The sequence below is a fragment of the Actinoplanes sp. NPDC048988 genome (assembly GCF_043197815.1).
Lineage (GTDB): Bacteria > Actinomycetota > Actinomycetes > Mycobacteriales > Micromonosporaceae > Actinoplanes.
The window spans coordinates 18,502-43,441 of the sequence record NZ_JBICTW010000018.1 but is presented as its reverse complement, the minus strand read 5'-3'; the positions used below and the strand labels follow the sequence as shown (position 1 = coordinate 43,441).

Here is a 24,940-nt window from a genome sequence, read left to right as displayed (position 1 = left end):
AGGCGGGAAGCGCTTTCCGAACCAAGATCTACGGAATTGCCGCTTTTCCCGGAGCGTGGCGGAACCGGTTCCGGACTCTTGGTTATCGGCCCTTTTGCGGCCGAACGGGCAACCGCCGCACGTCATCGAGCTGCGCAAATGCCCGAAGGGGCAGAACGGCCCAGCGAGGTGGTGTTACGACCGCAAGTCCGTAACAGTTCCGGAACCGTGACGAGCTATGGACAACTGTTAATGACCGTCCTTAGCGTCGATGCCGGGGGAGCGCTCTCCCCGTACTTCCCTGTCAAGCGCAAGCAGTCCCCCTTGCGCCATCCCCGTCCTAGGAGAAGTAATGACCACACTGCGGAGACGCTCCCCCTGGCGCCTCGCCGCCGCCGGCGGCCTGGTGGCCGTCGTCGTGGCCGGCTACGGCGCCGTCACCTCGGTCGGCGCCAGCGCCGCCGAAACCCTGCTCTCGCAGGGCAAACCGGCGACCGCGTCGTCCACCGAGGCGTCCGGCGCCTACGCGGCGTCCGAGGCGGTCGACGGCAACACCGGCACCCGCTGGTCGTCGGCCTTCTCCGACCCGCAGTGGCTGCAGGTCGACCTCGGCAGCTCCCAGGCGATCACCCGGGTCGAGCTGAACTGGGAGACCGCGGCGGCCAAGGCCTTCCAGATCCAGGTGTCGGACAACGCCAGCACCTGGACCAACGTGTACTCGACGACCACCGCGACCGGCGGCGTCCAGTCGCTCAACGTCAACGGCACCGGCCGGTACGTGCGGATGTACGGCACCCAGCGGACCACCGCCTACGGCTACTCGCTCTGGGAGTTCAAAGTCTTCGGCGGTGGCGGCACCACCAACCCCGACCCGATCCCCGGCGGCGGCAGCCTCGGCACGAACGTCGTGGTCTTCGACCCGTCGATGTCGTCGGCCAGCATCCAGGCCCGGGCCGACCAGATCTTCGCCCAGCAGGAGAAGGCCCAGTTCGGCACCGGGCGCTACGTGCTCGCGTTCAAGCCGGGCACCTACAACGGCCTGAACATCCAGGTCGGCTTCTACACCTCGGTGGTCGGCCTCGGCCAGAACCCGCAGGACGTCCGGATCAACGGTGACATCACCGTCGACGCCGGCTGGTTCCAGGGCAACGCCACCCAGAACTTCTGGCGCTCCACCGAGAACGTGTCGGTCTACCCGGTCAACGGGGCCAACCGCTGGGCCGTCTCGCAGGCCGCGCCGTTCCGCCGGATGGACATCCACGGCGACCTGAACCTGGCCCCGAACGGCTACGGCTGGGCGTCCGGCGGCTACATCGCCGACTCGCGGATCAGCGGCTCCGAGGGTCAGTACTCGCAGCAGCAGTGGTTCACCCGCAACAGCCAGATCGGCTCGAACACCAACGCGGTGTGGAACCAGACCTTCGTCGGCGTGCAGGGCGCTCCCGCGGCCAGCTACCCGACCCCGCCGTACACGGTGATCGGCCAGACCCCGGTGATCCGGGAGAAGCCGTACCTCTACCAGAGCGGCAGCGACTACGCGGTCTTCGTGCCGAACCTGCAGACCAACGCGGCCGGCGCGACCTGGGTCAACGGCAACACTCCCGGCTCGTCGATCCCGCTCAGCCAGTTCTACGTGGCCAAGCCCGGTGACAGCGCGGCCCGGATCAACCAGGCGCTGGCCCAGGGCCTCAACCTGATCTTCCAGCCCGGCATCTACCACGTCGACCAGACGATCAACGTGACCCGCGCCAACACGGTCGTGCTCGGCCTCGGCTACGCCACGATCATCCCCGACAACGGCGTCACCCCGATGCAGGTCGCCGACGTCGACGGCGTGAAGATCGCCGGCATCCTGTTCGACGCCGGCACGACGAACTCGGCGAACCTGCTCGTGGTCGGCCCGTCCGGCTCCTCCGCGTCGCACGCCGCCAACCCCACCACCATCCAGGACGTCTTCTTCCGGATCGGCGGCTACGTCGCCGGCAAGGCCACCAACAGCCTGCTGGTGAACAGCAACAACGTCATCATCGACCACATCTGGGCGTGGCGCGCCGACCACGGCAACGCCGGCACGTACGGCTGGACGATCAACACCGCCGACAGCGGCCTGATCGTCAACGGCAACAACGTCACCGCGTACGGCCTGTTCGTCGAGCACTACCAGAAGACCGAGGTCCTCTGGAACGGCAACGGCGGCCGCACGTACTTCCTGCAGAACGAGCAGCCGTACGACCCGCCGTCCAACGCGGCCTGGCGCTCCGACGGCGTCCTCGGCTACCCCGCCTACAAGGTCGCCGACTCGGTCACCAGCCACGAGGCCTGGGCCATGGGCAGCTACGCCTTCTTCAACGTCAACCCGGCCGTCCACTCGGCCAACGGCTTCCAGGCCCCCGCCAACGGCGGCGTGAAGCTCCACAACATCTTCACCATCTCCCTGGCCTCCGGCACGATCGACCACGTGGTCAACAACATCGGCGCCCCGGCCCAGGCCAGCAGCGTCACCCCGTCGACAGTCACCAACTTCCCCTGATCGTCTTTCCCCTCCGAGTGCGGCGCCGTGGTTCCTACCGCGGCGCCGCTACTTGCTAGAGGGCGCTGACCGGGACCGCACGCAACTTGTCACCGAACGGCAGCGTCGAGGTGCCGGTGTACAGAACGACCCGGCGACGACGTCTGTGTCGCGGTAGTGCGAGAGGTCGGCCTGCTGTTCGGACCATGTGAGCTGCCGGGACAGCTCGGACAACACGAACGACTCAAGCAGTGGGCCGAACGGCGCACCCGGCCGCAGCAGCGCGCGAGCATCGACAGCGACCTCGTTCGCCGCTATGCCCGAGTCAACGAAAAGGCCACCGCGAATGATTCTTGCCGCGTCGTCGGCGCGCGTCACGGTCGACTCGGGCCGCAGGGCCGGTCCCAAGGCGAAGATCGCGTCGACGAAGCCGTCCGGTTCGCCGTCGATCTCACCTTGCGAGAACGGCCATAGCTCGATCGTCTCCATCCTTCCGGGCAGGGCGTCCGGCGCCGCGACCACCCCGGACAGCCGGGACGAACCGGTGAGCAGGTAGCGGCCGGGCCGGGGGTCCTCGTCGACGGCGGTCTTGATCGCCAGCAGTAGCTCGGGAACGCGCTGGATCTCGTCGATGACGAGCAGCTCCGGGGAGTCGACGAAGCCCACCGGATCGGCGTTCGCCGCCGCACGATCCTGCGCACGATCGAGATCGCGACGCAGGCGAGGCGGTCGCCGGCGACAAGGCGGACGAATTCCAGCGGCGAACTTTCGATTTGCCGACGTGGAGACTTTCGATTTGCCGACAGCTGGGCTTTCGATTTGCCGACGGTCAGGTGTTCGATCTGCTGACGGAGTCAGAGGGCTCCACGGCGAGCGGGAAACCGGACTCCAGGTAGCTCAGAGCCCGGGCGAGGGAGTCGCCGGTGGGGGACGGGAGTTGGAGAGCGGCGTGCAGGGCGCCGGTCAGGGCGCCCAGGAAGATGCGGGACTCGAAGTCGGTGGCGGGGCGGCCGGTGCGGGTCAGGAGGGCACGGGCCAGGGCGGCGATGACGCGGTCCAGCTCGGCCGACTGGGCCTCGCGGAGCGCCGGGATCTGGGCGATCAGGTTGCGGCGCTGGGTTTCCGACTGGCGTTCGGTGCGGGACAGGCCGGTGCGGACGGCCTGAAGGAAGACGGTCAGCAGCGGAAGGTCGGTGGGTTGTTCGGCCAAGGCGGCCAGCATCGTCTCCTCCAGGTCGTCGGCCAGGACCAGGCGTTCCTTGGTGGGGAAGTAGCGGAAGAACGTGCTCGGAGAGACGTCGGCGGCGGCCGCGATCTGCTCGGTTGTGGTGGCGGCGTAGCCCTGCTCGGCGAACAGGCGCATGGCCTGGGCGCGGATCTCGGCGCGGATCCGGGCCTTCTTGCGCTCGCGAAGGCCGGGCTGGGGGTGGTCAGGCGCGGACACGGTCGATCAGCTCCTCGGTTGTCTCCCACAGTCGGCGCTCCAGGGTGGGGTTGCCGGCCGGGGCCACCGGGGTGATCGGTTGTCCGGTGCGTGCGGAGAAGTATCCCCCGGTCACGGTGGTCAGGGCGGGGTCGGTGGCCAGGCGGACGATGCCGCCCGCGCCTCGCCGTGGGTCGCCGATGTGCAGAGTCTTCAAGAGCTTTTCCAGTACGGCGGCGCCCGGCAGCTCGCGGCCCAGGCCGGTGGTGTTGAAGCCCGGGTCGAGGGCGTTGGCCGTGGCCGTGGTGCGCCGGGCCAGCTCGTTGCTGAACATGATGTCGAGCAGCTTGGTCCGGCCGTAGACCGCCGAGGAACCGCGCCGGGTGAACGGTGTCGTGTCCGTCAACGCCGTGGGCAGCGTGAACGTGCCGTGGTGGCGGGACGCCTCGGAGGCGACCGTGACGATCCGTTTCAGCGACGTGCCCAGCAGCTCATTGGTCAGCAGCCACGGCGCCAGGTAGTTCACCGTCACCATCTCGGGCAGGCCGGCGGCGGTGGTGCGCGCCTCGAAGCCGTGCCGGCCGGCGTTGTTGATCAGCACGTCGATCCGTGGATGCCGTTCGCGGATCACCCGGGCCGCCGAACGAACCTGCTCGAGGTCGGTCAGGTCGGCCGTGACCACGTCGGCGCCGGGCAGCGCCGGGGCCCGGGCGGCGTCACGAACGATCAGGACGAGCTCGTATCCCTGGGCGGCCAGCTCGCGGGCGGCGATCGCCCCGAGGCCCCTGGTCGCGCCGGTCAGTACAGCCTTCATATTTTGATAGTACTGTCAAAAGGCAGAACTGCCACTTAGTGACTCTGCGAGGTGCCGACGGGCGGTTCGCTGCGGCTGACGCCCATGCGGTCAACTCCGCGATGATTTCGCTCTCCGGGCGGGGGTGGGCACGGCTCGCCGGGGCGGGGCAGATGGATGAGCGGTCCGGTGGCGCCGGGGACGGCCGTACGTAAGACGAGGCAGTCGGTGCCCGAGGCGTGCGCGGCCCGGGCCGGGTGGCCCGTCGCGTCGGCCGGCGCGGTGGCCGCGGCCCGCAGGTCGGGGGAGTCGGCGCGGCCGCTCGCTTCGACCGGCTGCCGGTCGTCGCCCAGGTTGCGGAGCCGGCGTTGGCGGTAGCGGAGACCGAGCAGCGCCGGGCTTGACGAGGAGGCGGGGCGAGCCGACGACGCTGATGGGTGCCCGGAACCCGGAACGCAGTGGCGCGAAAGGCGCGCTGCGGCCTCGCGCCGCACCCCCGTCGCGCTGAGAGGTGGGTGGCGGTCAGTGCGGTGGGGTGGCCGACGCCGCGTACCTCTAGATCTCGCCCGAGCCTCTCCGGATGAGCGTCGTGGGGATGCGGATCTCGCGGGGCGGGCCGTCGTGGCCGTCGATGCGTTCGAAGAGGGCGGCGGCGGCCGTGCGGCCCATGCGGACGGGGTCCTGGGCGACGACGGTGATGGCCGGATCGAGCAGGTCGGCCAGGGGGAAGTCGTCGAAGCCGACGAGGGCCACCGAGCGCTGGCGGTCGAGGCGCCGGAGGGCGCGGACGGCGCCGATGGTCAGGGTGTGATGGGCGGCGAAGACAGCTGTCGGTGGGTGTGCGGCGCGCATCATCGTGACGACGGCGCGTTCGGCGGCGGCCGGATCGTGCAGATTGTGCACCACCGGGCCCGGGCGGCCGCCGAGGGCGCGCAGGTAACCGCGGAAGCGATCGCGGGAGGTGGGCAGTGTTTCGGCGTCGCCGAGGTAGGCGATGTGGCGGTGGCCCTGGGCGATCAGGTGGCGGACGGCGGTGGCGGCGCCGGAGACGTTGGTGGACACGACGGAGTCGACGGGGGCGGTGGTGGCCTCGACGACGACGGTCGGCGTGCGGGTCGGTACGGGCTCGGTGGAGGCCAGGATCAGGCCGTCGAACGACTTGGTGAGCGGATCGTGCGGTTTGCCGGTGAGGACGTGGGCGTTGTGGGCCCGGGCCTCGTCCTCGATCGCCCGGTGCAGGGCCGCCGAGAACGGGTCGGAGACGTCGTCGATGAAGACGCCGATGGTCCCGGTCATATGGGCCTCCGTCGATGTCGATCACTGTCCGCAACGCATCGTTGACATGTAGTCAACCTCGGCGTCTACTGCGGAAGCAACAGCTAAATCGGTGGAGGAGGCATGTCTCGAGGACGAAGGATGGTGGCCGCGGGCTGCGTGATGACGGTGATGCTCGTGCCGACGGCCGCGTGCAACAGAGGGTCCGGCGAGGAAGTCGTCGGGCTGATTACCAAGACCGACACGAATCCGTTCTTCGTACAGATGAAGAAGGGCGCCGAGGCGGCGGCCGAGGAGCAGGACCTCGAGCTCCAGAGCTTCGCCGGCAAGCAGGACGGCGACAACGAGGCCCAGGTGCAGGCCATCGAGAACCTGATGTCCTTCGGCGCCAAGGGATTCCTGATCACCCCGAACGACTCGAAGGCGATCGTGCCGTCGATCGACCAGGCGCACGAGCAGGACATGCTGGTGATCGCCCTGGACACCCCGGTCGACCCGCCCGACGCGGCCGACGCCACCTTCGCTACTGACAACTACCAGGCCGGCAAGCTGATCGGGCAGTGGGCCAGGGAGAAGTTCGCCAAGGACGGCAAGCAGGCGAAGATCGCCATGCTGGATCTCAACGCCAACCAGGTGTCCGTCGACGTCAAGCGTGACCAGGGCTTCCTCGACGGCTTCGGCATCGAGATCGGCGACCCCAACCGGATCGGCGACGAGAACGACCCACGGATCGCCGGGCACGACGTCACCGACGGGGCCGAGGACGGCGGCCGTACGGCGATGGAGAACCTGCTCCAGAAGGATCCCTCGATCAACCTGGTCTACACGATCAACGAACCGGCAGCGGCCGGCGCCTACCAGGCGCTCAAGTCGGCCGGGCGCGACAAGGACACCGTCATCGTCTCGATCGACGGTGGCTGTCCCGGCGTGGACAACGTCTCCAAGGGAGTCATCGGCGCCACGAGCATGCAGTTCCCGCTCAAGATGGCGCAGATGGGTGTGGACGCCATCGCGGCGTACGCCAAGGACGGCACCAAGCCGCAGGCGACACCCGGGAAGGACTTCTACGACACCGGGACCGAACTGATCACCGACGACCCGCAGGCCGGCGTGGAGTCCAAGGACTCGGCGTGGGGCAAGCAGAACTGCTGGGGATGACACATGGCGACAACTGCCACTGCTGACTTCGACGTACGCAAGAACGACTCGCTCGGACTGCGCGTCCAGCACCTCCTGCACGCCAACCCGGTTCTGGGGCCGCTGGCCGTGCTGGTCGTCGCGATCATCGCTTTCTCGATCGTCAACGGCCGCTTCCTCACGGCGACCAACCTGTCGCTGGTCCTTCAGCAGGTCACGGTCATCGCCACGCTCGCCCTGGGGCAGACGCTGATCATCCTGACCGCCGGCATCGACCTGTCGGCCGGCGCGATCGCGGTCTTCTCGTCGATCCTGATGGCCACCTTCTGCGTCGACGCCGGGATGCCCGGCGTCATCGCGCTGCTGCTCGGCTTCGCCTGCGGCACGGCGATGGGCGCGATAAACGGCTTTCTGGTCACCCGGATAAAGCTGCCGCCGTTCATCGTCACGCTCGGCACGCTGACCATCTTCTTCTCGCTCAACTCGGTGGTCAGCAACAGCGAGACCGTGCGCGGCACCGACATGCCCTCGCTCATGACGTGGACCGGCAACTCGATTCCGATCGGCAACTTCCGATTGACGTACGGGTCGATCATCATGCTCCTGCTGTTCGCGTACTTCTTCTACGCGCTCTCCCGGACGGCCTGGGGCAAGCACGTGTACGCGACGGGCGACGACGCCGAAGCGGCCCGGCTCGCCGGGATCCAGACGGGCCGGGTGCTGTTCTCGGTCTACACGGTCGCCGGCCTGCTGTACGCGATCGGCGGCTGGATCCTGATCGGCCGGCTCGCCTCGGCCAGCCCGAACGTCGGCGTCGAGTACAACCTCGACTCCATCACCGCCGTCGTGCTCGGCGGCACCAGCCTGTTCGGCGGGCGCGGCAGCGTGATCGGCACGCTGATCGGCGCGCTCATCGTCGGCGTGTTCCGCAACGGCCTGCAGCTCGGCGGCGTCGAGGTGGTCTGGCAGGGCTTCGCGATCGGCCTGCTGGTGCTCGTCGCGGTCTCCCTCGACCAGTGGATCAGGAAGGTGAAGACGTGAACAACGGATCCCCGGTCCTGCAGGCCAAGGGCCTGACCAAGAGGTACGGCCGGGTCGTCGCGATCGACGGCAGCGACCTCGAGCTCTATCCCGGCGAGATCCTGGCGGTCATCGGCGACAACGGCGCGGGCAAGTCGAGCCTGATCAAGGCGCTCTCCGGTGCGCTGATACCGGACGAGGGCGAGATCTATCTGGACGGCCGCCGGGTCCGTTTCCGTACGCCGATGGATGCCCGCACGGCCGGTATCGAGACCGTCTATCAGACCCTCGCGGTGGCGCCCGGCCTGGACATCGCCGACAACCTGTTCCTCGGCCGCGAGGAACGCAAGGCCGGCCCGCTCGGCTCGGTGTTCCGGATGCTCGACCGCGGGCACATGCGCGCCGAGGCGAAGAGGCACATGTCGGAGCTGGGCGTGGCCACGCTGCAGAACATCGGGCAGGCCGTCGAGTCACTTTCCGGCGGTCAGCGGCAGGCGGTGGCGGTGGCCCGCTCGGCCGCCTTCGGCAGCAAGGTGGTGATCCTCGACGAGCCGACCGCGGCGCTCGGGGTGAAGGAAGGCAACCGGGTGCTGCAACTGATCCGCGACGTGCGGGACCGGGGCCTGCCGGTGATCCTTATCAGCCACAACATGCCGCACGTGTTCGAGGTGGCCGACCGCATCCACATTCAGCGGCTGGGCCGCCGGGCCACGGTGATCACCCCGAAGTCGCACTCGATGTCGGAGGCTGTGGCGATCATGACGGGGGCGGCCGAACCACCCCCGCACACGTCCTAGAGGAATGAGCCGGTCGCCGCGCGGCGACCGGCTCGTCTCACACTATTTCCACTTGTGGTTGTTGCCGGTTCCACACGTCCAGATGTCGAGCTTCACACCATTGGCCGTGTTGTTGTTCGGAATGTCGAGGCACTTGCCGGAGTTCGGGTTCCGAATGGTGCCGTCGCTGTAGAAGAGCCATTTCTGAGCGACACCGTTGTTGCAGCCCCACATTTGCACCTTCGTGCCGTTGGCCGTGCCGCTGTGGTCGACGTCGATGCACATGCCGCCGAAGCTGATGAAGCTGTCCTTGAACAAGAACTGCTGGCTGGCGCCGCCGTTGCAGGGCTGCATCTCCAGCTGCACGCCCTGGGTGAAGGAGGGCGCCGTCACGCACTTGTTGTTCAGGACGCTGGTGATCGCCCGGTCCCAGAGGTCGGTCGACCAGATGGCCGCTCCGGTGTCGTTGCGGTAGAGGACCAGGTTGCCGTCGTTCTGCAGCTTCAGCGTGCTGGGACCCTGGCCGTACGTCTTGGACGACCAGATGGCCGCCCCGGCCGCCGTGTAGAGCACCAGGTTGCCGTCGCGCTGGTTGACGAAGCGGGTGCCGGTGGTGGTGTTCGTCGCCCAGACCGCCCGCGGGCCCTTCGAGACCACGACGTTGCCGTCGCCCTGGAGCCGGGTGGTGTGCCCGAACAACGAGTGCATGAACTTGGCCTCGGAGAGCTCGGCCCCGGACACCAGCTTGGTGTTGGCGGGGGCCCACTGCTGGTTGGTGCCGTTGTTGACGTCGTACGTGATGGTGAGCGCGCCGGCGGCCTTGCTGGCGCCCTGGACGGTGATCGCCCGGTTGGTCAGCTCGTTGACCCACACGTAGTTGTCGCCCTGCTTGGCGTAGTAGAAGTACTGGTCGGCGCCGCCGTCACAGGAGCGGATGACGAAACCGATGTTGTTGGCGGCGGTCTTCTCGGCCAGGCTCACACACTTGTTGCGGTCCCAGGCGTTGATGATCCGGTACTGGCCGCCGGTGTTGTAGACGCGCATGCCGATCCAGCGGTACTTCTCGTTGTCGACCGAGCAGGTGGTCTGCACCAGCGGCTTGCCGTTGGTGACGCTCTCCGCCTCGGCGGCCAGGCACAGGCCGGAGTTGAGGTTGGTCCAGTGCCACTGCTTGGCGCTGGGCCGGTTGGCGGCGTCCGGCGCCACCCGGTACTGCCCGACGCGGATGAAGTCCGACACGACCAGGGCGTCGCCGTAGAGCGACTGGGTGGCGGCGGTGACGATGTTGTCGTTGCCGTCGGCCTGGGCCTTCGTCCGGATGCTCTGAACGGCGGCACGGTCGGCCGCCTCGCGCTCGGCCAGCTCACGGACCAGGTCGCGGCGGTCGGCCTCCCGCATGCCGGTGTCGATGAACGCCCGCCACACGGCCTGGTCGCTGCTGCGCAGGGCTCGCTCGGCGGCCGCCCGGATCTCGAGCCGGTTCTCGTCGGTGTCGACCTGCTCCCAGATCCAGCGGATGAAGTTGTCGTCGGTCATGGCGAGCTTGCCCGGGTCGGCGACGATGCCGAGGATGGCCGCGGCCGCCTTCATGGCGCCCTCGCGGGCCAGCCGGGCCTGCTCGGCGGCGCCGGCGTCCTCGGCCGCCTTGATGGCGTCCTGGACGTCCTGCTCGGCCGCGGCCTTGACGCCGGTGGCGAGGAACTCGTGCTGCTGGGCGGCCGTGCCGTTGATGACGGCCACCGCGGCCGCCTTGACCCGGGCGCCGGCGGCCTTGGTCCAGATCTCGATGACCACGTCGCGCTCGGAGAGCGTCAGCATGCGACCGGTGGTGTCGAGGGCCAGGCCGGCCGCGGCGTAGGCGGCCCGCTTGAGGTCGCGGGCCTCGCGGGCGGCGGCCTCATCACTGATCTTCTTGGCGTCGTCGGCCAGCTTCGCGTCGAAGATGCCCTTGAGGATGAACTCCTTGCAGACGTCCTCGACGGTGGCGTTGTCGGCGCCCAGCGCGAGCTCGGCGGCCACCCGGATCAGCGGGAAGTTCTCCGAGTTCTGCCAGATCTTGAAGACGAAGTTGCGGTCGGTCTGGCTGAGCCACTCGCTGTCGGCCACGATGCCGATCTCGTTGGCGGCCCGGACCTTCTCCTCCTCGCTGGTCGGCAGGCCGTCGTCGACGGCGAGAGCCTCGGCCGCCTTCGCGGTCATCGGCACCGCGGAGGTCGCCTTGGCTGATGGCTGCGCCTTGGACTTCGCGCCGGCGGCCGGCGCCGGCGCGGAGGAGGGCGGCGTCACGGGAGTCGGTGTGGGGGCGGCGAGGGCCGGCCCGGCGAGCAGTGTCGTCAGGGTGGCGGTCACGGTCACGGTGAGCAGTCCACGTAGGACACGCGGATGCCTCATGGCTGTATTCAATTCAATCCCCGTTGTAGTGCCAGATGTGCCGGCGCCACGCGGCGGCCGAGCACGCGGCGGTCACCTAGAGTGCCGCCGGATTTTCCCCGCGTCACGGCGCGGGTTGACGAACCGTAGCCATACGAATACACGATCGTCAAGGTCCCGCAGCGATTTTTCAGAGATGTACGTCGATAACACGGGTCACCTCGCGAACGGGGTGGCGACGGTTGCGGTGCCCATGCTAGAAACCTCGCGGATTCGGTGGCCGTCGATATCTGAGCATTATGGCCTTATCTATTTGCTCGGGGCGCCGGAACCGTAATTTCAACGGGGGATGGTGCAATTGAATACGCGTATGCGGACTCGGTCCGCAGCGATAATGGCTGCTGCGCTCATCTTGGCGCCGGGCCTGGTGACCGGTTTCTCCGCGCCGGCCTGGGCGGGCGGCCCTGCCGTCAGCGCCATCACGACCACGACTTTCGATCAATTCGAAGAGGACCGCCTCTACGTCCGCTACCTGGCGAGCTACGACCCTCGCTCGCTCGTGCGCACGGCCGCCTGGAACGCGCTGGTGGCCAGCAATGTGCCCGCCGCCATCGAGCGTTTCCTCAACTCAGGCCTGGCGTACGCGGTCACCCGCTCCCAGCAGCTCGCCGCACGCAACGCCGATTTCGCGCGCCGGATCCTGGCCACGCACACGGCGGAGTACTCGCCCGAGGTGCACGCGGCCGCGCAGTACGCGCTGAACAGCGGCACCTCCGCGCTGGACGCCTTCGCCAAGACCGGATACGCCGCGGCCAAGGAACGCGACCGGGTGGCCCGCGAGGCCGCCGGCGAGCAGGTCGCCGCGCTGCTCGAGACCGACCGGCTCTTCGTCGCCCACCTGCGCGACCACGACCCGGGCGCCCAGGTCCGGGCCGCGGCGGGTTACGCCCTGCGGGTCGGGGCCACCGACGCCGACCTGGTCGAGTTCTACGCCTACGACTGGGCCGCCGCCGCCGCGGTCGACCTGCAGAACCAAAAGATGCAGTGCACCAACAACGACATGGTCTGGCGGGCCAAGGTGAAGACCCTGCTGGCCGACGCGCTGGCCGCGCAGAAGGCCGCGGAAGAGGCGGCGGACGAGGCCCGCGAGCAGGCCCGCGCCGCCGCCGCCCGGGCCTGGCACGCGCTGGGTGAGCAGGCCGCACCGGCCAAGTCCACGTGGGACACGGCCGTCGTCGTGGCCGAGCAGCAGGCGGCCAACTGGCAGGAGGTGGCGCTGGCCGCCGCCGCGGCCGCCGACAACCCGAACTGGGACTCCATCGCGCTCAGCGCGCAGACCAACGGCCAGCAGTGGACCACCGAGCAGGCCAACGCGGCCAAGCAGGCCGCCTACTGGACGGCCCTCTACGAGATGGCCCTGGCCGGCGAGCAGGACATGCAGGCGGGTGCCCGATGAGAAATTCGATCCGTGCATGGCTGGTGTTTCTGCTGGCCCTGATCGTGCTCGGCAGTGGCGTCCACGCGCCGCCCGCACTGGCCGCCCCGGCGCCGGCGCAGCAGCAGGAAGATCCACCCTCGATCCCGATCCCCGACCTGGTGACCGAGCCGTGGAACGGCACCACCGGCGTGGTGACCTCCAACGAGCGCTGGGTCACGGCGGTCACCGATCTGGCCAAGCTCACCGAGGAACCGGAGATCCGCGACGCCGCGTTGGCCATCCTGGCCACCGGCGACGCGGCCAAGATCCGGAGCTGGGCGCTGACCCAGATGCCGGTCATCGAGCAGCAGGTGAGGGACCGCAAGCGCAAGGAGGCGGCCGACCGCCTGGCCAAGGTCAAGACCATGGTCGGCACGGGTGTGCCCGGCGGGTACTTCAACGCCGAGGCCCAGCGGGTGCTGGCCGGCACCGACAACGACCGCAAGGCCTTCCTGGCCTACGGGGCCGACATCGCCCGGGCCCGCGACGAGAAGGTCGCCGGCGACGCGCGCGAGCGTGCCGCCCAGCTGCGTGAGCGGTTGCGGGTCTTCGCCGCCGCCGCCCCGGCCGGCTCGCAGGTGAAGCTGGCGGCCGAACAGGCATTGGCCGGCAACGACGCGGCGGTGGCCGCGTACTTCGCCACCGGTTATGCCGCGGCCGCCAAGGCCGACGCCGAGGCGCGGGAACGCTACCTGGCCGATCTGGAGGCGCGGAACAAGGCCGCCGAGGAACTGTCCGACCTGGCCAGGAAGGCCAAGCGGGCGTCCGAGGCGCGGACCCAGATGATGGTCGCGCACGGCAACAGCGTGCACGCGCTGCAGCGTGCGGCCAACGCGATGGCCGGCGCGGCCAACGCCGCCCGGCACAGCCAGCGGGTCCTGGCCGGCTCCGGCACGGTGGCGAGCAAGGCCGGCGATCTGGCCATCGACAAGCAGCTGATCGCCACCGAGCTGGGCACCGCACAGCAGGCGGCGCAGCAGGCGCAGGCCGCCGCGACGTCCTCCCGCAACGCGGCCGAGGTCCTCGAGGAGACGGGCCTGACCTACGGCCTCGAGTGGACGGCGATCGCCCAGGGAGCGAGCGAGGCCGCAACCGCCGCGGTCGGCGCGACCACGACCGCCGGTCACGCGGTCGACGCCACCATCGCCACCAATAACGCGCAGGGCGCCCAGGCACAGGCCGAGGCGCATGCCCGGCTGGCGATCGAGTGGCGCCAGCACGCGGCCGACCACGCGGCGGCCGCGGCCAAGCTGGCCGCCGCCGCCGCGAAGCAGGCCGCCGCGGCCAAGACCGCCGCGGCCCGTACGAAGACCGCCAAGGAGCAGGCACAGGCGGCCGAGGCCAAGGCCTGGGCCGAGGCCGAGAAGACCCGCCAGCAGAAGGAGATCGCCCAGGCGAAGGCGGCGGAGGCGAAGGAACACCGCCAGACCGCCGAGACCGAGCGCGCCAACGCGGAACGCCATCGGGCCGAAGCCGAGCAGCAGGCGGCCATCGCGCGTAACGCCCGGGCCGCCGCCGACGCCGAGGCCGCCGTAGCGGACCAGGCCCGGTCGAAGGCCGAGTCGTCCGAGTCGGCCGCCCGCGCGGCCGAGACGCGGGCGTGGAACCAGGAAGGCGTCGCGCGGCAAGCGCGCGACGACGCCATGGCCGCCGAGCGGGCCGAGCAGACGGCCAAGGCGAGGGCCCAGGCGATGCGCGCCGCCGCGGCGTCGGCCGAGACGGAAGCCGAGCGTCAGGAAGCTCAGGCGGAGGCCGACGAGGCCGACCGGCAGGCGGGCATAGCGAGCTCGGCGGCGCGGTCAGCCCGTGCACACGCGAACACGGCCACGGGTGCCGCCGCCAACGCTCGCGCCGCGAGCACCCAGGCGCAGGACGCCGCCAACCGGTCCCGGGCCGCCGCCGAGAAGTCGCGCGCGGCGGCGGCCGCCGCCGACTCCGCGGCCGACAGGGCCGAGGCGACGGCCCGAGGCGCCCACTCGGCGCGGGTACGGGCCGACGCGAAGGCCGCCGAGGCCACCGCGCAGCAGGCCAAGGCCGCGGAGGCGGCGACCTCGGCCCAGCGGCTGGCCGGTCAGGCCGCCGAGGAGTCGGTGCGGTCGCTGTGGGCGGCCGACCGGACGAAGTCCGAGGCCGAGGGGGCCGCCCGCGAGGCGGTGGCCGCGAGCGAGCAGGCCGAGTCCGCGGTGCGGGCGGCCACGGCGGCGGCGAGCTCGGCGGCCGGGATCGCCCAGCCCGCGAACACCGCGATCGGCATGGTCAGCCCGTTCACCGGTGCCGACATCGACGCCGACTTCGTGGCCCAGGTCGCGGCGCAGGCCCTGGTCATCGGCAACGAGCAGGCCGACCAGGCGCAGGCGCGGGCGGCCGAGGCGCTCGAGGCGGCGCGACGGGCCGACGATGCCGCCCGCGACGCGGCCGACCAGGTCCGGCCGGCCTATCTGTCGGCGGCGGCCGCGGCGCATTCGGCGGCCGACGCCGCCGAGTCCGCGGCCCAGGCCCGGCGGTCGGCGGCTCAGGCCGCGGCCGACGGCGCGGCGGCCCGGACCGCGGCCGCCAGCGCGGGGCGGGCCGACGCCCAGGCCCGCGCCGACGCCGCCGCGGCACGGCAGGCGGCCAACGAGGCCGCCAACGACGCGGCGATCGCCGGGCGCAGCGCGCAGCAGGCGCAGGAAGCGGCGAACCAGGCCAACCAGGCCGCCAACAGCGCCGAGGCCGACGCCGCGGCCGCCCGCGGCGCCGCCGACCGGGCTGAGGCCGACGCGGCCGCGGCACGGACGGCAGCCACCAACGCGCAGCAGGCGGCCGACAGTGCCGGTACCGCCGCCGCCAACGCGCTCCAGCACGCCATCGACGCGCAGAAGGCGGCCGACCGGGCCGAGGAGGCCGAGCGGCAACGTGCCGCACAGGAGGTGGCCGACGCCGCGGCCAACATCCCGCCGGACGCCACCGAGGCCGACCTGCTGCAATACCTGACCCCGGACGAGCTGGAGCAGCTGCGCCAGGCCGAGCAGGAATCCGGGATGAGCGTCCTGGACTTCATCAAGGCCGAGGCCTGGGACCTGTTCCTGGACCTGTCCGGAGTCGGCGACCTGGTCTCCTGCATCCGGGACGGCAACGTCGAGGCCTGCCTGTGGAGCCTGGCCGGCCTGCTCGGCGGTATCAAGGCGATCCGGGCCGGTTACAAGATCGTCAAGCTCATCCCCAAGCTGATCAAGTTCTTCGACAAGGTCAAGGACGCCAAGAAGCGCAAGGAGAAGCTGCGCGAACTCGCCCGTCGCAAGAAGAAGAAAAAGGACCGCGACGACGAGTGCGAGGTACGCGCCCGGGCCAACAGCTTCCTGCCCGGTACGCCGGTGCTACTCGCGGACGGCACCAGCCGGCCCATCGAGAAGGTGGCGGTCGGCGATCTCGTCCGCGCGACCGATCCGATCACCGGTCTCACCGTGGCCAAGCCGGTCACGGCCACCATCGTCGGCGACGGGGACAAGAAGCTCGTCGACATCACCGTCGGCGGTGCCACCATCACCGCCACCCACAACCACCCGTTCTGGGTTCCGGAGTTGTCGGACTGGGTCGACGCCGAACGGCTGGCGCCTCAGCAGTGGCTACGCACGAGCGCCGGCACCTACGTCCAGGTCACCGCGGTACGGCACCACGACGCCAAGACGCGCGTCCACAACCTCACCGTCGCCGACCTGCACACGTTCTACGTGGTCGCCGGGGCCGAGTCGATCCTGGTTCACAACAGCCAATGTGAAGAGATCATCTGGAAGAACGGCCGGGACATTCGGTTCCCGCTCCGCGATCCCGACACCGACGAGCAGGATGACCTGCCGGATCCTTCAGTCATCCGCCGAAGCAACGACGGGCGGGGGTCGCTCGCCGACGGGTGCCACCACTTCGTGATCATGCCGAATGACGAGGTCAGGTCGGTGTCCGACGCCATCCTCGAAGCACTGTGGGACAGGAACATCTATCCCGGTCACACGAGCATCGCCGGGAAGAACAGCCAGAAGGTGCCCAACGGTGTCCTGATGGCGGGCGGCCTGAAGGTCAAGGACGGAAAGATCCTCGAGTTCAATCGGTGGTCCGGCCATTACCAGCCGCAGGACTACGGTGACGACAACGAGATGCTGGAAGAGATCACGGCGCGCGCGTTCGCGGCGGCCGGCTACGACGGGCCCATGAAGTACAAGGGCGCCTCGCTTTGCCAGGATTAGGAGAATGACGAGCCGATGGCGGACGGTCTGGGTGACCGGCGAAAGCGACGACCAGATCGTCCGCCTCGGCATCGCTCACCGTGACGTGGTGGTCTCGGCCGACCACGGCGGGGCGATCGAGGCGCGGCGGGCCGGTGATGGTTCCCTGATCGCTCCGCCGACCTACACCGGCGTCACGGGCATCGTCGCGTTGGCGACATGGAGGGAAGGGGCGGAGGTGCGGGCGGCGACCGGCGCCGGCTCCCTGCACCAATCGCACCGATGGCTGCGGCGATGGGATCTCGTCGCGGGTCGCGAGATCCCGCCGGCCGTCGACATGAACCAACCGCAGGTGAAACACATCGACCCGGCCACGGTCCACGGCGAACAGGTCCTGGTCGTGATCAACCGGGGTGTGCTCGAGATCAGGCGAACCGATGACGGGTCGGTCATCGATCAGGTGGAGAAGCACCGGGAGACGTCGCGTGTCGTGATCGGCTCGACCGATCGCGGGCCGATCGCGGTCACCTCGTCGCACGCCCGGCACCCGCAGCTGTTCTGGCTGGAAGATCTGACCGAGGCGGTGCGCCTTCCGCATGCCGACGGCGAGTTCATGGCTGCCGCGGAGGGTGACCGGTTCGTCTGCGGCAGCTACGCGGAGCCGTGGAACAAATGGCAGACCGCCTGGGCCGGTGATCTGTCCGGTCGCCGTCGCGGACCGGCGGTCACCGGCGAGGTGATCACCGCGGTGGCGGTGGCGGCGTGGCCCCTGGTCTACATCGCCCGTCAAGATCGCACGGTGTCGCTCGTCGATCTGGAGTCGGGCGCCGAGGTGGTCCCGGCGCTGCGCCTACCGACGGCGGCCCGCACTCTCGCGGTGACCGACGGCCGGGAGGTCATCGTCGGGTTCGGTCTGACGGTGGCCCGGTTCCGGCCGCCGTCGCGGAAGGATGAGATCCGATGAGCGATTTGTGGACGCGGGGAATGACCGACGCCGAACAGGTGGCGAAAGGCAAGAGTGAGGCCGAGCGCATCCACATCATGTGCGAGGCCATCGACTACGCGATGTTCCGGTCGTTGACGCCGCTCGCCGCGATCCCCGCCCCGGGCGCCCGTGCGCTGATCGAGGAGGCTCTGACCGCCGGGCGGGCGGGTGCGCCGCCACAGAGCGCCTTCGAGATCTCGGGGCGGATCTATCCCCATCTGGACACCGAGGGGACGGTCGGCTCGATCATGTTGGACGCCGCGCTGGTCATGCTCTCGGGGCTCAGCGAGGGGGCGAGGCCCGGCGACGTGTCGAACGTCCTGTTCCAGTGCTACGACGCGACGTTGCAGCGGCAGGGGATCGGACGGCGGATCACGATCGACGACGAGCGCGGCAGCCCAGCCTGTGTCGACCTCATCCGGGAGCAGCGAAAACTCCTGGACGCGGCCTGAGGCCGGGTTACTTCTTCTTTTTCGACTTCTTGCCCTTGTTGTCGGCGAACATGCCGTTCAGCATGACTTCGTCCCGTTCGTGGGCCTGCTCGTCGGCGGTTTTGGGCTCGCGGACGGCGATCTTCCAGAAGATCGCGACGGCGACGACGATCCAGGCCCACCACGGGATGCCCGACTCGGGGCCGAAGAGCTGGCTCGTCACGTCGTAGGCAGAGTTCATGTACTGCTCCATGGCCGTAAGGATCGGCCGGTGGGCCCGCCGGGTTGAGGAACCCGGCGGGCCTTTCCGACTCTCAGGCGCCCCAGCCGGCCTGCTCGCCGCCCACGCGCTCGGCGACGATCTTCTCCTGGTAGCCGCTGGCCTTGTACGCGCGTACCGGGTCCGGGTCGAGGCCGGCGTCCGCGCGGACCTCGGCCAGCAGCGGGCGGACGTCGGTGTTGTAGGCGTCCATCAGCACCGCGTTCGCCTCGAGCACGTCGCCCTCGGTCTGCGCCTTGGCCAGCGCGTCGCGGTCGACCAGCAGGGCCTTGGCGGTGGCTTCCTGGATGTTGAGCACCGAGCGGATGATCGCCGGGATCTTCGCCTCGATGTTGTGGCACTGGTCGAGCATGAAGTTGATGCCGTACGCCGGGTCCAGCGCGTCACCCCGGACGATCTCGTACATGATCCGGAAGAGCTGGAACGGGTCGGCGGCACCCGCCATCAGGTCGTCGTCGGCGTAGAACCGGCTGTTGAAGTCGAACGCGCCGAGCTTCTTCTGGCGCAGCAGGAACGCCACGATGAACTCGATGTTCGTGCCGGGCGCGTGGTGGCCGGTGTCGATGCAGACCGTGGCCTTCTCGCCGAGCTCGACGCAGTGCGCGTACGAGGTGCCCCAGTCCGGGATGTCGGTGGCGTAGAAGGCCGGCTCGAACAGCTTGTACTCGAGCAGGAAGCGCTGGTCGTCGCCGAGCCGGTCGTACGCCTCCTGCAGCGCGGCGTGCAGCCGGTCCTGGCGCAGGCGCAGGTCGTCCTGCCCCGGGTAGTTGATGCCGTCGGAGAACCAGAGCTTGAGGTCGCGGGACCCGGTCTGGTCCATGATGTCGATCGCCTCGAGCAGGTGATCGGTGGCCTTGCGCCGGATGCCCGGGTCGGGGTTGGTGACCGAGCCGAGCTTGTAGTCGTTGTCCTGGAAGACGTTGGTGTTGATGGCGCCGATCGCCACGCCCTGCGACTTCGCGTACTCGCCGAGGGCCTGGTAGTCGTCGACCTTGTCCCACGGGATGTGCAGGGCGACGGTCGGCGCGACGCCGGTGAAGCGGTGCACGACCGCGGCGTCGGCGATCTTCTCCTCCGGGGTGCGGGGCACGCCCTCCTGCGGGAACACCTTGAAGCGGGTGCCGGAGTTGCCGAAGGCCCACGACGGGGTCTCGATGCGCTGCGCCGCCAGGGCGCGCTTGACTGCGGCGAGGTCAGTCATGAGGGGCCTCCAAAGGCTCATTCGAAAGGTGGAACACCTCGGTCAGCAACGGGAATCCGTCGGTGGGTGAGGTGCCGGCGAAGAAGGGGGCCATCTCCGCCTGCCACCGGGTGTTGACGTCCAGCGCCGCCATTGCCGCCTGGGACGCTTCGAGATCGTCGGCCTCGACGTAGCCGATCAGGAGGCCGTCTTCTCGCAGGAACAGGGAGTAGTTGCGCCAGCCGGTGGCCCGAAGTGCCGCTTGCATCTCGGGCCACACGGCCTGGTGCCGCTCCACGTACTCCGCCATCCGCTCCGGGCGGACCTGGAGGTTGAAGCAGTAACGCATGTGCCGGCCGACTCAGAAGTTGAACTGGTCGATGTTCGCGGCGGTGAACTCGGTCGGCGGGCCGAGGACGATCTCGCCGTCCTTGCCGACCGTGTACTCGCCGAGCTTGCCGGCCTTGAACTTGTCGCCCTCGGCGCCGGTGATCTGACCGGAGGCCAGGGCGGTGCCCGCGTACGCGGCGAGGTAGCCGATGTCGGCCGGGTTCCAGAGCGCGAACTTCTTCACGGTGTCGTTCTTGACGTACTCACGCATCTGGTTCGGCAGGCCGAGACCGGTGACGGCGACCTTGCCCTTGTACGACGACGAGCCGATGTAGCGGGCGGCCGCCGCGATGCCGACGGTCGTCGGGGCGACGATCGCCTTCAGGTTCGGGTACGACTGGAGCAGACCCTGGGCCTCCTGGAACGACTTCTGGTCGTCGTCGTTGCCGTAGGCCACCTTGACCAGCTTCAGCTTCGCGTACTCGGGCTTGGCCAGTTCCTTCTTCATGACGTCGATCCAGGCGTTCTGGTTCGTGGCGTTCGGGGTGGCCGAGAGGACCGCGATCTCGCCCTCGCCGCCGGCCTGCTCCAGGGCCATCTTGGCCAGGGACTCGCCGATGCCCTGGGTGGTGGCCTGGTTGATGAACGCGTCGCGGCAGTCCTTGGAGGCGTCCGAGTCGAAGGTGACGACCTTGATCTTGGCGGCGCGGGCCTGGTTGAGCGACGGGCAGACCGCGTTGGGGTCGTTGGCGGCGACCACGATGACGTCCTGCTGTTGCTGGATCAGGGTGTTGATGTACGAGACCTGCGACGAGGCCGAGGCGTCGTTCGGGCCGACCAGCTTGTACTCGCCCTTGACCTCGCCGACCGCCACCTTGCCGCCGCCGACCTCCACATCGGAGTACGGGTTGTTCAGCTGCTTGGGCAGGAAGGCGATCTTCAGGCCCTCCTTGGTCGCCGCGTTCGGGTCGGCGGCCGCGGAAGCCTGCGAGCCGCCGGCCGAGTTGTCGGTGTTGTCCTTCGTGGTGCCGCCACAGGCGCTCAGGCCCACGACCAGGAGTGCGGCAGAAGTTACGGAAAGTAGTGTGCGGGGGGAGCGACGAAGCACGGCGTACTCCATTCTTTTCAGGTCCGGGCTATCGGGCTGCGGCTTGGCGCAGGCGCCGGCGGTGCCAGTTGCCGCGAACGGCGGTGGCGATGTTGGGAAGCAGGACGGAGAGCACGAGCAGGGCGCCCGTGACGATGTTGAGCGCCTGCCCGGAGACGTCCTCCAGGCGCAGCGCGTTCTGCAGCGCGGCCAGCAGCACGACACCGGCCAGAACGCCGGGCAGGCTGCCCTTTCCGCCGAAGATCGACACACCGCCCAGCAGGACGGCCGCGACGACGGCGAGTTCGAGGCCCGAGCCGTTGTCGGCCCGGGCGCTGGAGTAGCGCAGGGTCCAGAGCACGCCGACCAGGCCGGCCACGGCGCCGCTGACGACGTACAGCCAGAATTTGGTCCGGGCCACCCGGATGCCGGAGAAATGCGCGGCCTTGTCGTTCGCGCCGATCGCGTAGAGCGCGCGGCCGACTGGGGTGGCGTGCTGCACGATGCCGAAGATCAGGGCCAGGACCACAATCAAGATCAGGACATTGGGTACGGGCGAGGAGCCGATCGTTCCGGTGACCCAGTCGGTGTAGCTGAACGGGAAGTCGGCCACCGCGCCGTCACCGAGCACCACGAAGGCGAGCCCGCGGAACAGCGCCAGGGTGCCAATGGTGACCGCCAGCGAGGGCAGGCCGAGCACCGTGATCAGGAAGCCGTTGAGCACGCCGCAGATCGCGCCGATCACGATGCAGAGCGGGATGATCGTCTCGATCGACAGGCCGTTGTTCCAGAACCAGCCCATCAGCGCGCTGGTGAAGCCGAGCGTGCTGGCCACCGACAGGTCGATCTCGCCGGTCACGATGATCATCGTCATCGGCAGCGCGATCAGGATGATCGGCAGCAGGTCGAGCACCATGAAGGTGAAGTTCCGGCTGGTGCCGAAGTTGTCGACGGTCGCCGACGCGACGATCAGCACCACGATCGTCAGCAGGATGATGATGCTGTCCCAGCTGGTCAGCCTCTTCTTCACTTCAGACATGAGCGTCTCGCTTACGGAGAGAGCGGGCGATCCGGACCGCGACCAGCCGGTCGGCGCAGATGGCCAGGATGATCAGGGAGCCGACGATCGCCTGCTGCCAGAACTGGTTGATGTCCAGGACGGCCAGAGCACTGCTGATCACGGTCAGCAGCAGCGCGCCCAGGCCGGCGCCCCAGACCGTTCCGCTGCCGCCGAAGACGGCCACGCCGCCGACCACGACCGCCGCCACCACGTTCAGCTCGTAGCCGTTGCCGGCCGAGGCGTCGATCGTGCCGAACCGGGCGGCGAACAGCACACCGGCCAGGCCGGCGGCGGCGCCGCTGAGGATGAACGCGACGATCAGGTTGCGGGCGACCTTGATGCCGGCCAGCTCGGCCGCGTCGGGGCTCGAGCCGATCGCGTACATCTCCCGGCCGATCCGGTAGTTCCGCATCATCACCGAGATGCCGCCGACCACCACCAGGGCGATCAGGACCAGCCAGGGAACGCCCAGGATGTCGTCGTTGGAGAAGTCGAGGAAGCGGCCCGGCAGCTCGTCGGCGGTGACCTGGTCGCCGCCGGCCCACGAGTAGACCAGCCCGCGGAAGATGTACATCGTGCCGAGGGTGACGACCAGGGCGGGCACCTTGCCGTACCGCACCAGCACGCCGTTGATCAGTCCGGCGACCGCACCCACGGCGATGCCGACGGCGATCGCGACGATCATCGGCAGACCCGGATTGTCGCTCATCATGGTGGCCACGGTGAACGCGCTGATGCCGAGCACCGAACCGACGCTCAGGTCGATGTTGCGGGTGATGACCACGACGGCCTGACCGGCCGCCATCACCGCGAGGATCGCCGTGTTGAGCAGGTTGTCGCGGATGCTCTGGCCGGAGAGGAAGCGCGGGTTGTCGATGGCGGTGTAGGCGATCAGCACCACGAGGGCGAGCACGATGCCGAGCTCGCGGGTCTTCAGCAGCCCGCCGGCGAAACGCCGGCCGGGCGCGGGCGCGCCGAGCGTAGACGTGGTCATGCCGAAACCTTCTGTCCCATCGCGGCGTACATGACTGACTCCTCGGTGGCCTCGGCCCGGGTGAGCTCGGTCGCGACCTTGCCCTCGCGCAGCACGATGACGCGGTCGGCCATGCCCAGCACCTCGGGCAGCTCGGACGACACCATGACGACACCCATGCCGTCCTTGGCCAGCGACGAGAGCAGCCGGTGGACCTCGGCCTTGGTGCCGACGTCGATGCCGCGGGTGGGCTCGTCGACGATCAGCAGGCGCGGGCCGGTGGCGAGCCACTTGGCCAGGACGACCTTCTGCTGGTTGCCGCCGGAGAGCGTGCCGACCGCGTCGCTGAGCTTGCCCAGCTTGGTCTGCAGCTTCTCGGTCCAGGTCAGGGCCGACCGGCGCTCGCTGCCGCCGAACAGCAGACCCAGCCGGGCCAGCTTGCGGGCCCGCGGCAGCGTCACATTGCGCTCGATCGACAGGTCCATGACCAGGCCCTGCTGGCGCCGGTCCTCGGGCACGAGAGCCAGACCGGCCGCCATGGCGGCCCGGGGCGAGCCGCCCTTCAGCTTCTTTCCATCGACCTTTACGGTTCCTTCGTCGTACGGGTCGACACCGAAGACCGCCTGCATGACCTCCGAGCGGCCCGCGCCGACCAGGCCGGCCAGCGCGACGATCTCGCCTTTTCTCACCTGGAACGAAATATCGCGGAAGACGCCCTCACGGGACAGTTTGTCCACTTCGAGCACTACCTCGCCCGGCTCGACGTCCTGCTTGGGGAAGAGCGCGCTCAGGTCGCGGCCGACCATCTTGCGGATCATGTCGTCGACGCTGAGCTCGGAGACCAGCTCGGTCGCGACGTGCTTGCCGTCCCGCATGATCGTCACCCGCTGGCAGAGCGCGGTGATCTCCTCGAAGCGGTGCGAGATGAACATGATGGCCGCGCCCTCGTCGCGCAGCGAGCGCACGACCGAGAAGAGCCGCTCGACCTCGACCGCGGACAGCGCCGCGGTCGGCTCGTCCATGATCAGCACCCGGGCCTCGGCCGACAGCGCCTTGGCGATCTCGACCAGTTGCTGGTCGGCGATGGACAGGCCGCGCGCCGGGCGGCCCGGGTCGAGGTGCACGCCGAGGCGGCGGAAAAGCGCCTCGGCGTTCGCGGTCATGGTCTTGCGGTCGATCTGGCGCAGCCTGGTCAGCGGCTGGTTGCCCATCGCGATGTTCTCGGCGACCGAGAGGTCGGGGAAGAGCGTGGGCTCCTGGTAGATGACGGCGATGCCGGCCGCCTTGGCGTCGGCCGGGCCGGCGAACTCGACGTCGGCCCCGTCCACCCGCAGCGTGCCGGTGTCGGGCCGGTGCACTCCGGCGAGCATCTTGACGATGGTCGACTTGCCGGCGCCGTTCTCACCGACGAGTGCGTGCGCCTCGCCCGGGTAGAGCGGGAAGCTGACGCCCTGGACGGCCGCGACGGCGCCGAACGACTTCGTGACGTCGGCGACCTCGAGCCGGGCCGGCCCGAGGTCGCCGGCGCGGTTATCGGGCTTGGCCGAAGAGTCCGCCACAGCCACCTCCACGTCGGACTTTGAAATGTTTCAGAGAACGTGTAGAGAACGTAGGTGGCCCCGATCACACGTGTCAAGCATTCGATCGAAACGTTGC

19 protein-coding genes and 1 pseudogene are annotated in these 24,940 nt (G+C 69.4%); 8 read left to right on the top strand and 12 right to left on the bottom strand.

Features of this window, described 5'->3' with window-relative positions:
* Positions 1-331 precede the first annotated feature (331 nt).
* On the top strand, positions 332-2,509 hold the full coding sequence (locus tag ACGFJ7_RS38140) for a discoidin domain-containing protein (RefSeq protein WP_392646841.1): 2,178 nt from the start codon (positions 332-334) through the stop codon (positions 2,507-2,509).
* 55 nt (positions 2,510-2,564) lie between these two features.
* On the opposite strand, the pseudogene ACGFJ7_RS38135 reads toward ACGFJ7_RS38140, so the two are convergent.
* The 4 genes and pseudogenes from ACGFJ7_RS38135 to ACGFJ7_RS38120 form a co-directional block, all read right to left on the bottom strand.
* Positions 2,565-3,321, bottom strand: a pseudogene (locus ACGFJ7_RS38135) (AAA family ATPase).
* Entirely contained in the window at positions 3,318-3,932 is a 615-nt protein-coding gene (locus ACGFJ7_RS38130) for a TetR family transcriptional regulator (protein WP_392646839.1), read from the bottom strand. The pseudogene ACGFJ7_RS38135 and the gene ACGFJ7_RS38130 overlap by 4 nt, the downstream one beginning before the upstream one ends.
* A complete protein-coding gene (locus ACGFJ7_RS38125) occupies positions 3,919-4,725 on the bottom strand; it encodes an SDR family NAD(P)-dependent oxidoreductase (protein ID WP_392646838.1) in 807 nt (268 codons plus the stop codon). The genes ACGFJ7_RS38130 and ACGFJ7_RS38125 overlap by 14 nt, the downstream gene beginning before the upstream one ends.
* Positions 4,726-5,259: 534 nt before the next feature.
* Positions 5,260-6,000 (bottom strand): substrate-binding domain-containing protein, encoded by a 741-nt coding sequence (locus ACGFJ7_RS38120; protein WP_360246205.1) that lies wholly within the window; start codon positions 5,998-6,000, stop codon positions 5,260-5,262.
* Positions 6,001-6,120: 120 nt separating this feature from the next.
* On the opposite strand from ACGFJ7_RS38120, the gene ACGFJ7_RS38115 reads away from it, so the two are divergent.
* The 3 genes from ACGFJ7_RS38115 to ACGFJ7_RS38105 are packed head-to-tail and all read left to right on the top strand — an operon-like array spanning position 6,121 to position 8,933.
* Positions 6,121-7,137 (top strand): sugar ABC transporter substrate-binding protein, encoded by a 1,017-nt coding sequence (locus ACGFJ7_RS38115; RefSeq protein WP_392646836.1) that lies wholly within the window; start codon positions 6,121-6,123, stop codon positions 7,135-7,137.
* 3 nt (positions 7,138-7,140) lie between these two features.
* Positions 7,141-8,157, top strand: coding sequence for an ABC transporter permease (locus ACGFJ7_RS38110; RefSeq protein WP_360246199.1), 1,017 nt, complete (start codon positions 7,141-7,143; stop codon positions 8,155-8,157).
* A complete protein-coding gene (locus ACGFJ7_RS38105) occupies positions 8,154-8,933 on the top strand; it encodes an ATP-binding cassette domain-containing protein (protein WP_360246196.1) in 780 nt (259 codons plus the stop codon). The genes ACGFJ7_RS38110 and ACGFJ7_RS38105 overlap by 4 nt, the downstream gene beginning before the upstream one ends.
* 42 nt (positions 8,934-8,975) lie before the next feature.
* On the opposite strand, the gene ACGFJ7_RS38100 is transcribed toward ACGFJ7_RS38105, so the two are convergent.
* Complete coding sequence (locus tag ACGFJ7_RS38100; protein WP_360246193.1) at positions 8,976-11,303, bottom strand: ricin-type beta-trefoil lectin domain protein; 2,328 nt, start codon at positions 11,301-11,303, stop codon at positions 8,976-8,978.
* A gap of 373 nt (positions 11,304-11,676) precedes the next feature.
* Here ACGFJ7_RS38100 and ACGFJ7_RS38095 point away from each other — a divergent pair, with 373 nt between their 5' ends.
* From ACGFJ7_RS38095 to ACGFJ7_RS38080, 4 genes are read left to right on the top strand one after another with little or no spacing between them, the layout of a single operon-like run.
* Positions 11,677-12,738 (top strand): hypothetical protein, encoded by a 1,062-nt coding sequence (locus ACGFJ7_RS38095; protein WP_392646833.1) that lies wholly within the window; start codon positions 11,677-11,679, stop codon positions 12,736-12,738.
* Positions 12,735-16,979, top strand: coding sequence for a polymorphic toxin-type HINT domain-containing protein (locus ACGFJ7_RS38090; RefSeq protein WP_392646831.1), 4,245 nt, complete (start codon positions 12,735-12,737; stop codon positions 16,977-16,979). Before ACGFJ7_RS38095 ends, ACGFJ7_RS38090 begins: the two co-directional genes overlap by 4 nt.
* 4 nt (positions 16,980-16,983) lie before the next feature.
* Complete coding sequence (locus tag ACGFJ7_RS38085; protein ID WP_392646829.1) at positions 16,984-17,922, top strand: hypothetical protein; 939 nt, start codon at positions 16,984-16,986, stop codon at positions 17,920-17,922.
* Positions 17,919-18,395, top strand: a complete 477-nt coding sequence (locus ACGFJ7_RS38080) for a hypothetical protein (RefSeq protein ID WP_392646827.1) — start codon at positions 17,919-17,921, stop codon at positions 18,393-18,395. Before ACGFJ7_RS38085 ends, ACGFJ7_RS38080 begins: the two co-directional genes overlap by 4 nt.
* A 7-nt stretch (positions 18,396-18,402) precedes the next feature.
* Here ACGFJ7_RS38080 and ACGFJ7_RS38075 read toward each other — a convergent pair whose 3' ends face one another.
* From ACGFJ7_RS38075 to ACGFJ7_RS38045, 7 genes are all read right to left on the bottom strand, one after another.
* Positions 18,403-18,615 (bottom strand): hypothetical protein, encoded by a 213-nt coding sequence (locus ACGFJ7_RS38075; RefSeq protein ID WP_392646825.1) that lies wholly within the window; start codon positions 18,613-18,615, stop codon positions 18,403-18,405.
* Between the two features lie 73 nt (positions 18,616-18,688).
* Complete coding sequence (gene rhaI, locus ACGFJ7_RS38070) at positions 18,689-19,855, bottom strand: L-rhamnose isomerase (RefSeq protein ID WP_360246175.1); 1,167 nt, start codon at positions 19,853-19,855, stop codon at positions 18,689-18,691.
* Positions 19,848-20,183, bottom strand: coding sequence for an L-rhamnose mutarotase (locus ACGFJ7_RS38065; RefSeq protein ID WP_360246172.1), 336 nt, complete (start codon positions 20,181-20,183; stop codon positions 19,848-19,850). The genes rhaI and ACGFJ7_RS38065 overlap by 8 nt, the downstream gene beginning before the upstream one ends.
* A gap of 12 nt (positions 20,184-20,195) precedes the next feature.
* Entirely contained in the window at positions 20,196-21,215 is a 1,020-nt protein-coding gene (rhaS, locus tag ACGFJ7_RS38060; RefSeq protein ID WP_360246169.1) for a rhamnose ABC transporter substrate-binding protein, read from the bottom strand.
* An 85-nt stretch (positions 21,216-21,300) separates the two neighbouring features.
* Positions 21,301-22,290, bottom strand: coding sequence for an ABC transporter permease (locus ACGFJ7_RS38055; RefSeq protein WP_360246166.1), 990 nt, complete (start codon positions 22,288-22,290; stop codon positions 21,301-21,303).
* Complete coding sequence (locus tag ACGFJ7_RS38050; RefSeq protein WP_360246163.1) at positions 22,283-23,305, bottom strand: ABC transporter permease; 1,023 nt, start codon at positions 23,303-23,305, stop codon at positions 22,283-22,285. Before ACGFJ7_RS38050 ends, ACGFJ7_RS38055 begins: the two co-directional genes overlap by 8 nt.
* A complete protein-coding gene (locus ACGFJ7_RS38045; RefSeq protein ID WP_360246160.1) occupies positions 23,302-24,843 on the bottom strand; it encodes a sugar ABC transporter ATP-binding protein in 1,542 nt (513 codons plus the stop codon). Before ACGFJ7_RS38045 ends, ACGFJ7_RS38050 begins: the two co-directional genes overlap by 4 nt.
* Between the last annotated feature and the right edge of the window lie 97 nt (positions 24,844-24,940).

What these genes read in the sequence shown, in the direction of transcription:
- ACGFJ7_RS38140 (WP_392646841.1), top strand. Translation starts at nt 332, where the DNA reads ATGACCACACTGCGGAGACGCTCCCCCTGGCGCCTCGCCGCCGCCGGC.
- ACGFJ7_RS38125 (WP_392646838.1), bottom strand. Translation starts at nt 4,725, where the DNA reads ATGAAGGCTGTACTGACCGGCGCGACCAGGGGCCTCGGGGCGATCGCC.
- ACGFJ7_RS38120 (WP_360246205.1), bottom strand. Translation starts at nt 6,000, where the DNA reads ATGACCGGGACCATCGGCGTCTTCATCGACGACGTCTCCGACCCGTTC.
- ACGFJ7_RS38115 (WP_392646836.1), top strand. Translation starts at nt 6,121, where the DNA reads ATGGTGGCCGCGGGCTGCGTGATGACGGTGATGCTCGTGCCGACGGCC.
- ACGFJ7_RS38110 (WP_360246199.1), top strand. Translation starts at nt 7,141, where the DNA reads ATGGCGACAACTGCCACTGCTGACTTCGACGTACGCAAGAACGACTCG.
- ACGFJ7_RS38100 (WP_360246193.1), bottom strand. Translation starts at nt 11,303, where the DNA reads ATGAGGCATCCGCGTGTCCTACGTGGACTGCTCACCGTGACCGTGACC.
- ACGFJ7_RS38095 (WP_392646833.1), top strand. Translation starts at nt 11,677, where the DNA reads ATGGCTGCTGCGCTCATCTTGGCGCCGGGCCTGGTGACCGGTTTCTCC.
- ACGFJ7_RS38090 (WP_392646831.1), top strand. Translation starts at nt 12,735, where the DNA reads ATGAGAAATTCGATCCGTGCATGGCTGGTGTTTCTGCTGGCCCTGATC.
- ACGFJ7_RS38085 (WP_392646829.1), top strand. Translation starts at nt 16,984, where the DNA reads ATGACGAGCCGATGGCGGACGGTCTGGGTGACCGGCGAAAGCGACGAC.
- ACGFJ7_RS38080 (WP_392646827.1), top strand. Translation starts at nt 17,919, where the DNA reads ATGAGCGATTTGTGGACGCGGGGAATGACCGACGCCGAACAGGTGGCG.
- ACGFJ7_RS38075 (WP_392646825.1), bottom strand. Translation starts at nt 18,615, where the DNA reads ATGAACTCTGCCTACGACGTGACGAGCCAGCTCTTCGGCCCCGAGTCG.
- rhaI (WP_360246175.1), bottom strand. Translation starts at nt 19,855, where the DNA reads ATGACTGACCTCGCCGCAGTCAAGCGCGCCCTGGCGGCGCAGCGCATC.
- ACGFJ7_RS38065 (WP_360246172.1), bottom strand. Translation starts at nt 20,183, where the DNA reads ATGCGTTACTGCTTCAACCTCCAGGTCCGCCCGGAGCGGATGGCGGAG.
- ACGFJ7_RS38055 (WP_360246166.1), bottom strand. Translation starts at nt 22,290, where the DNA reads ATGTCTGAAGTGAAGAAGAGGCTGACCAGCTGGGACAGCATCATCATC.
- ACGFJ7_RS38050 (WP_360246163.1), bottom strand. Translation starts at nt 23,305, where the DNA reads ATGACCACGTCTACGCTCGGCGCGCCCGCGCCCGGCCGGCGTTTCGCC.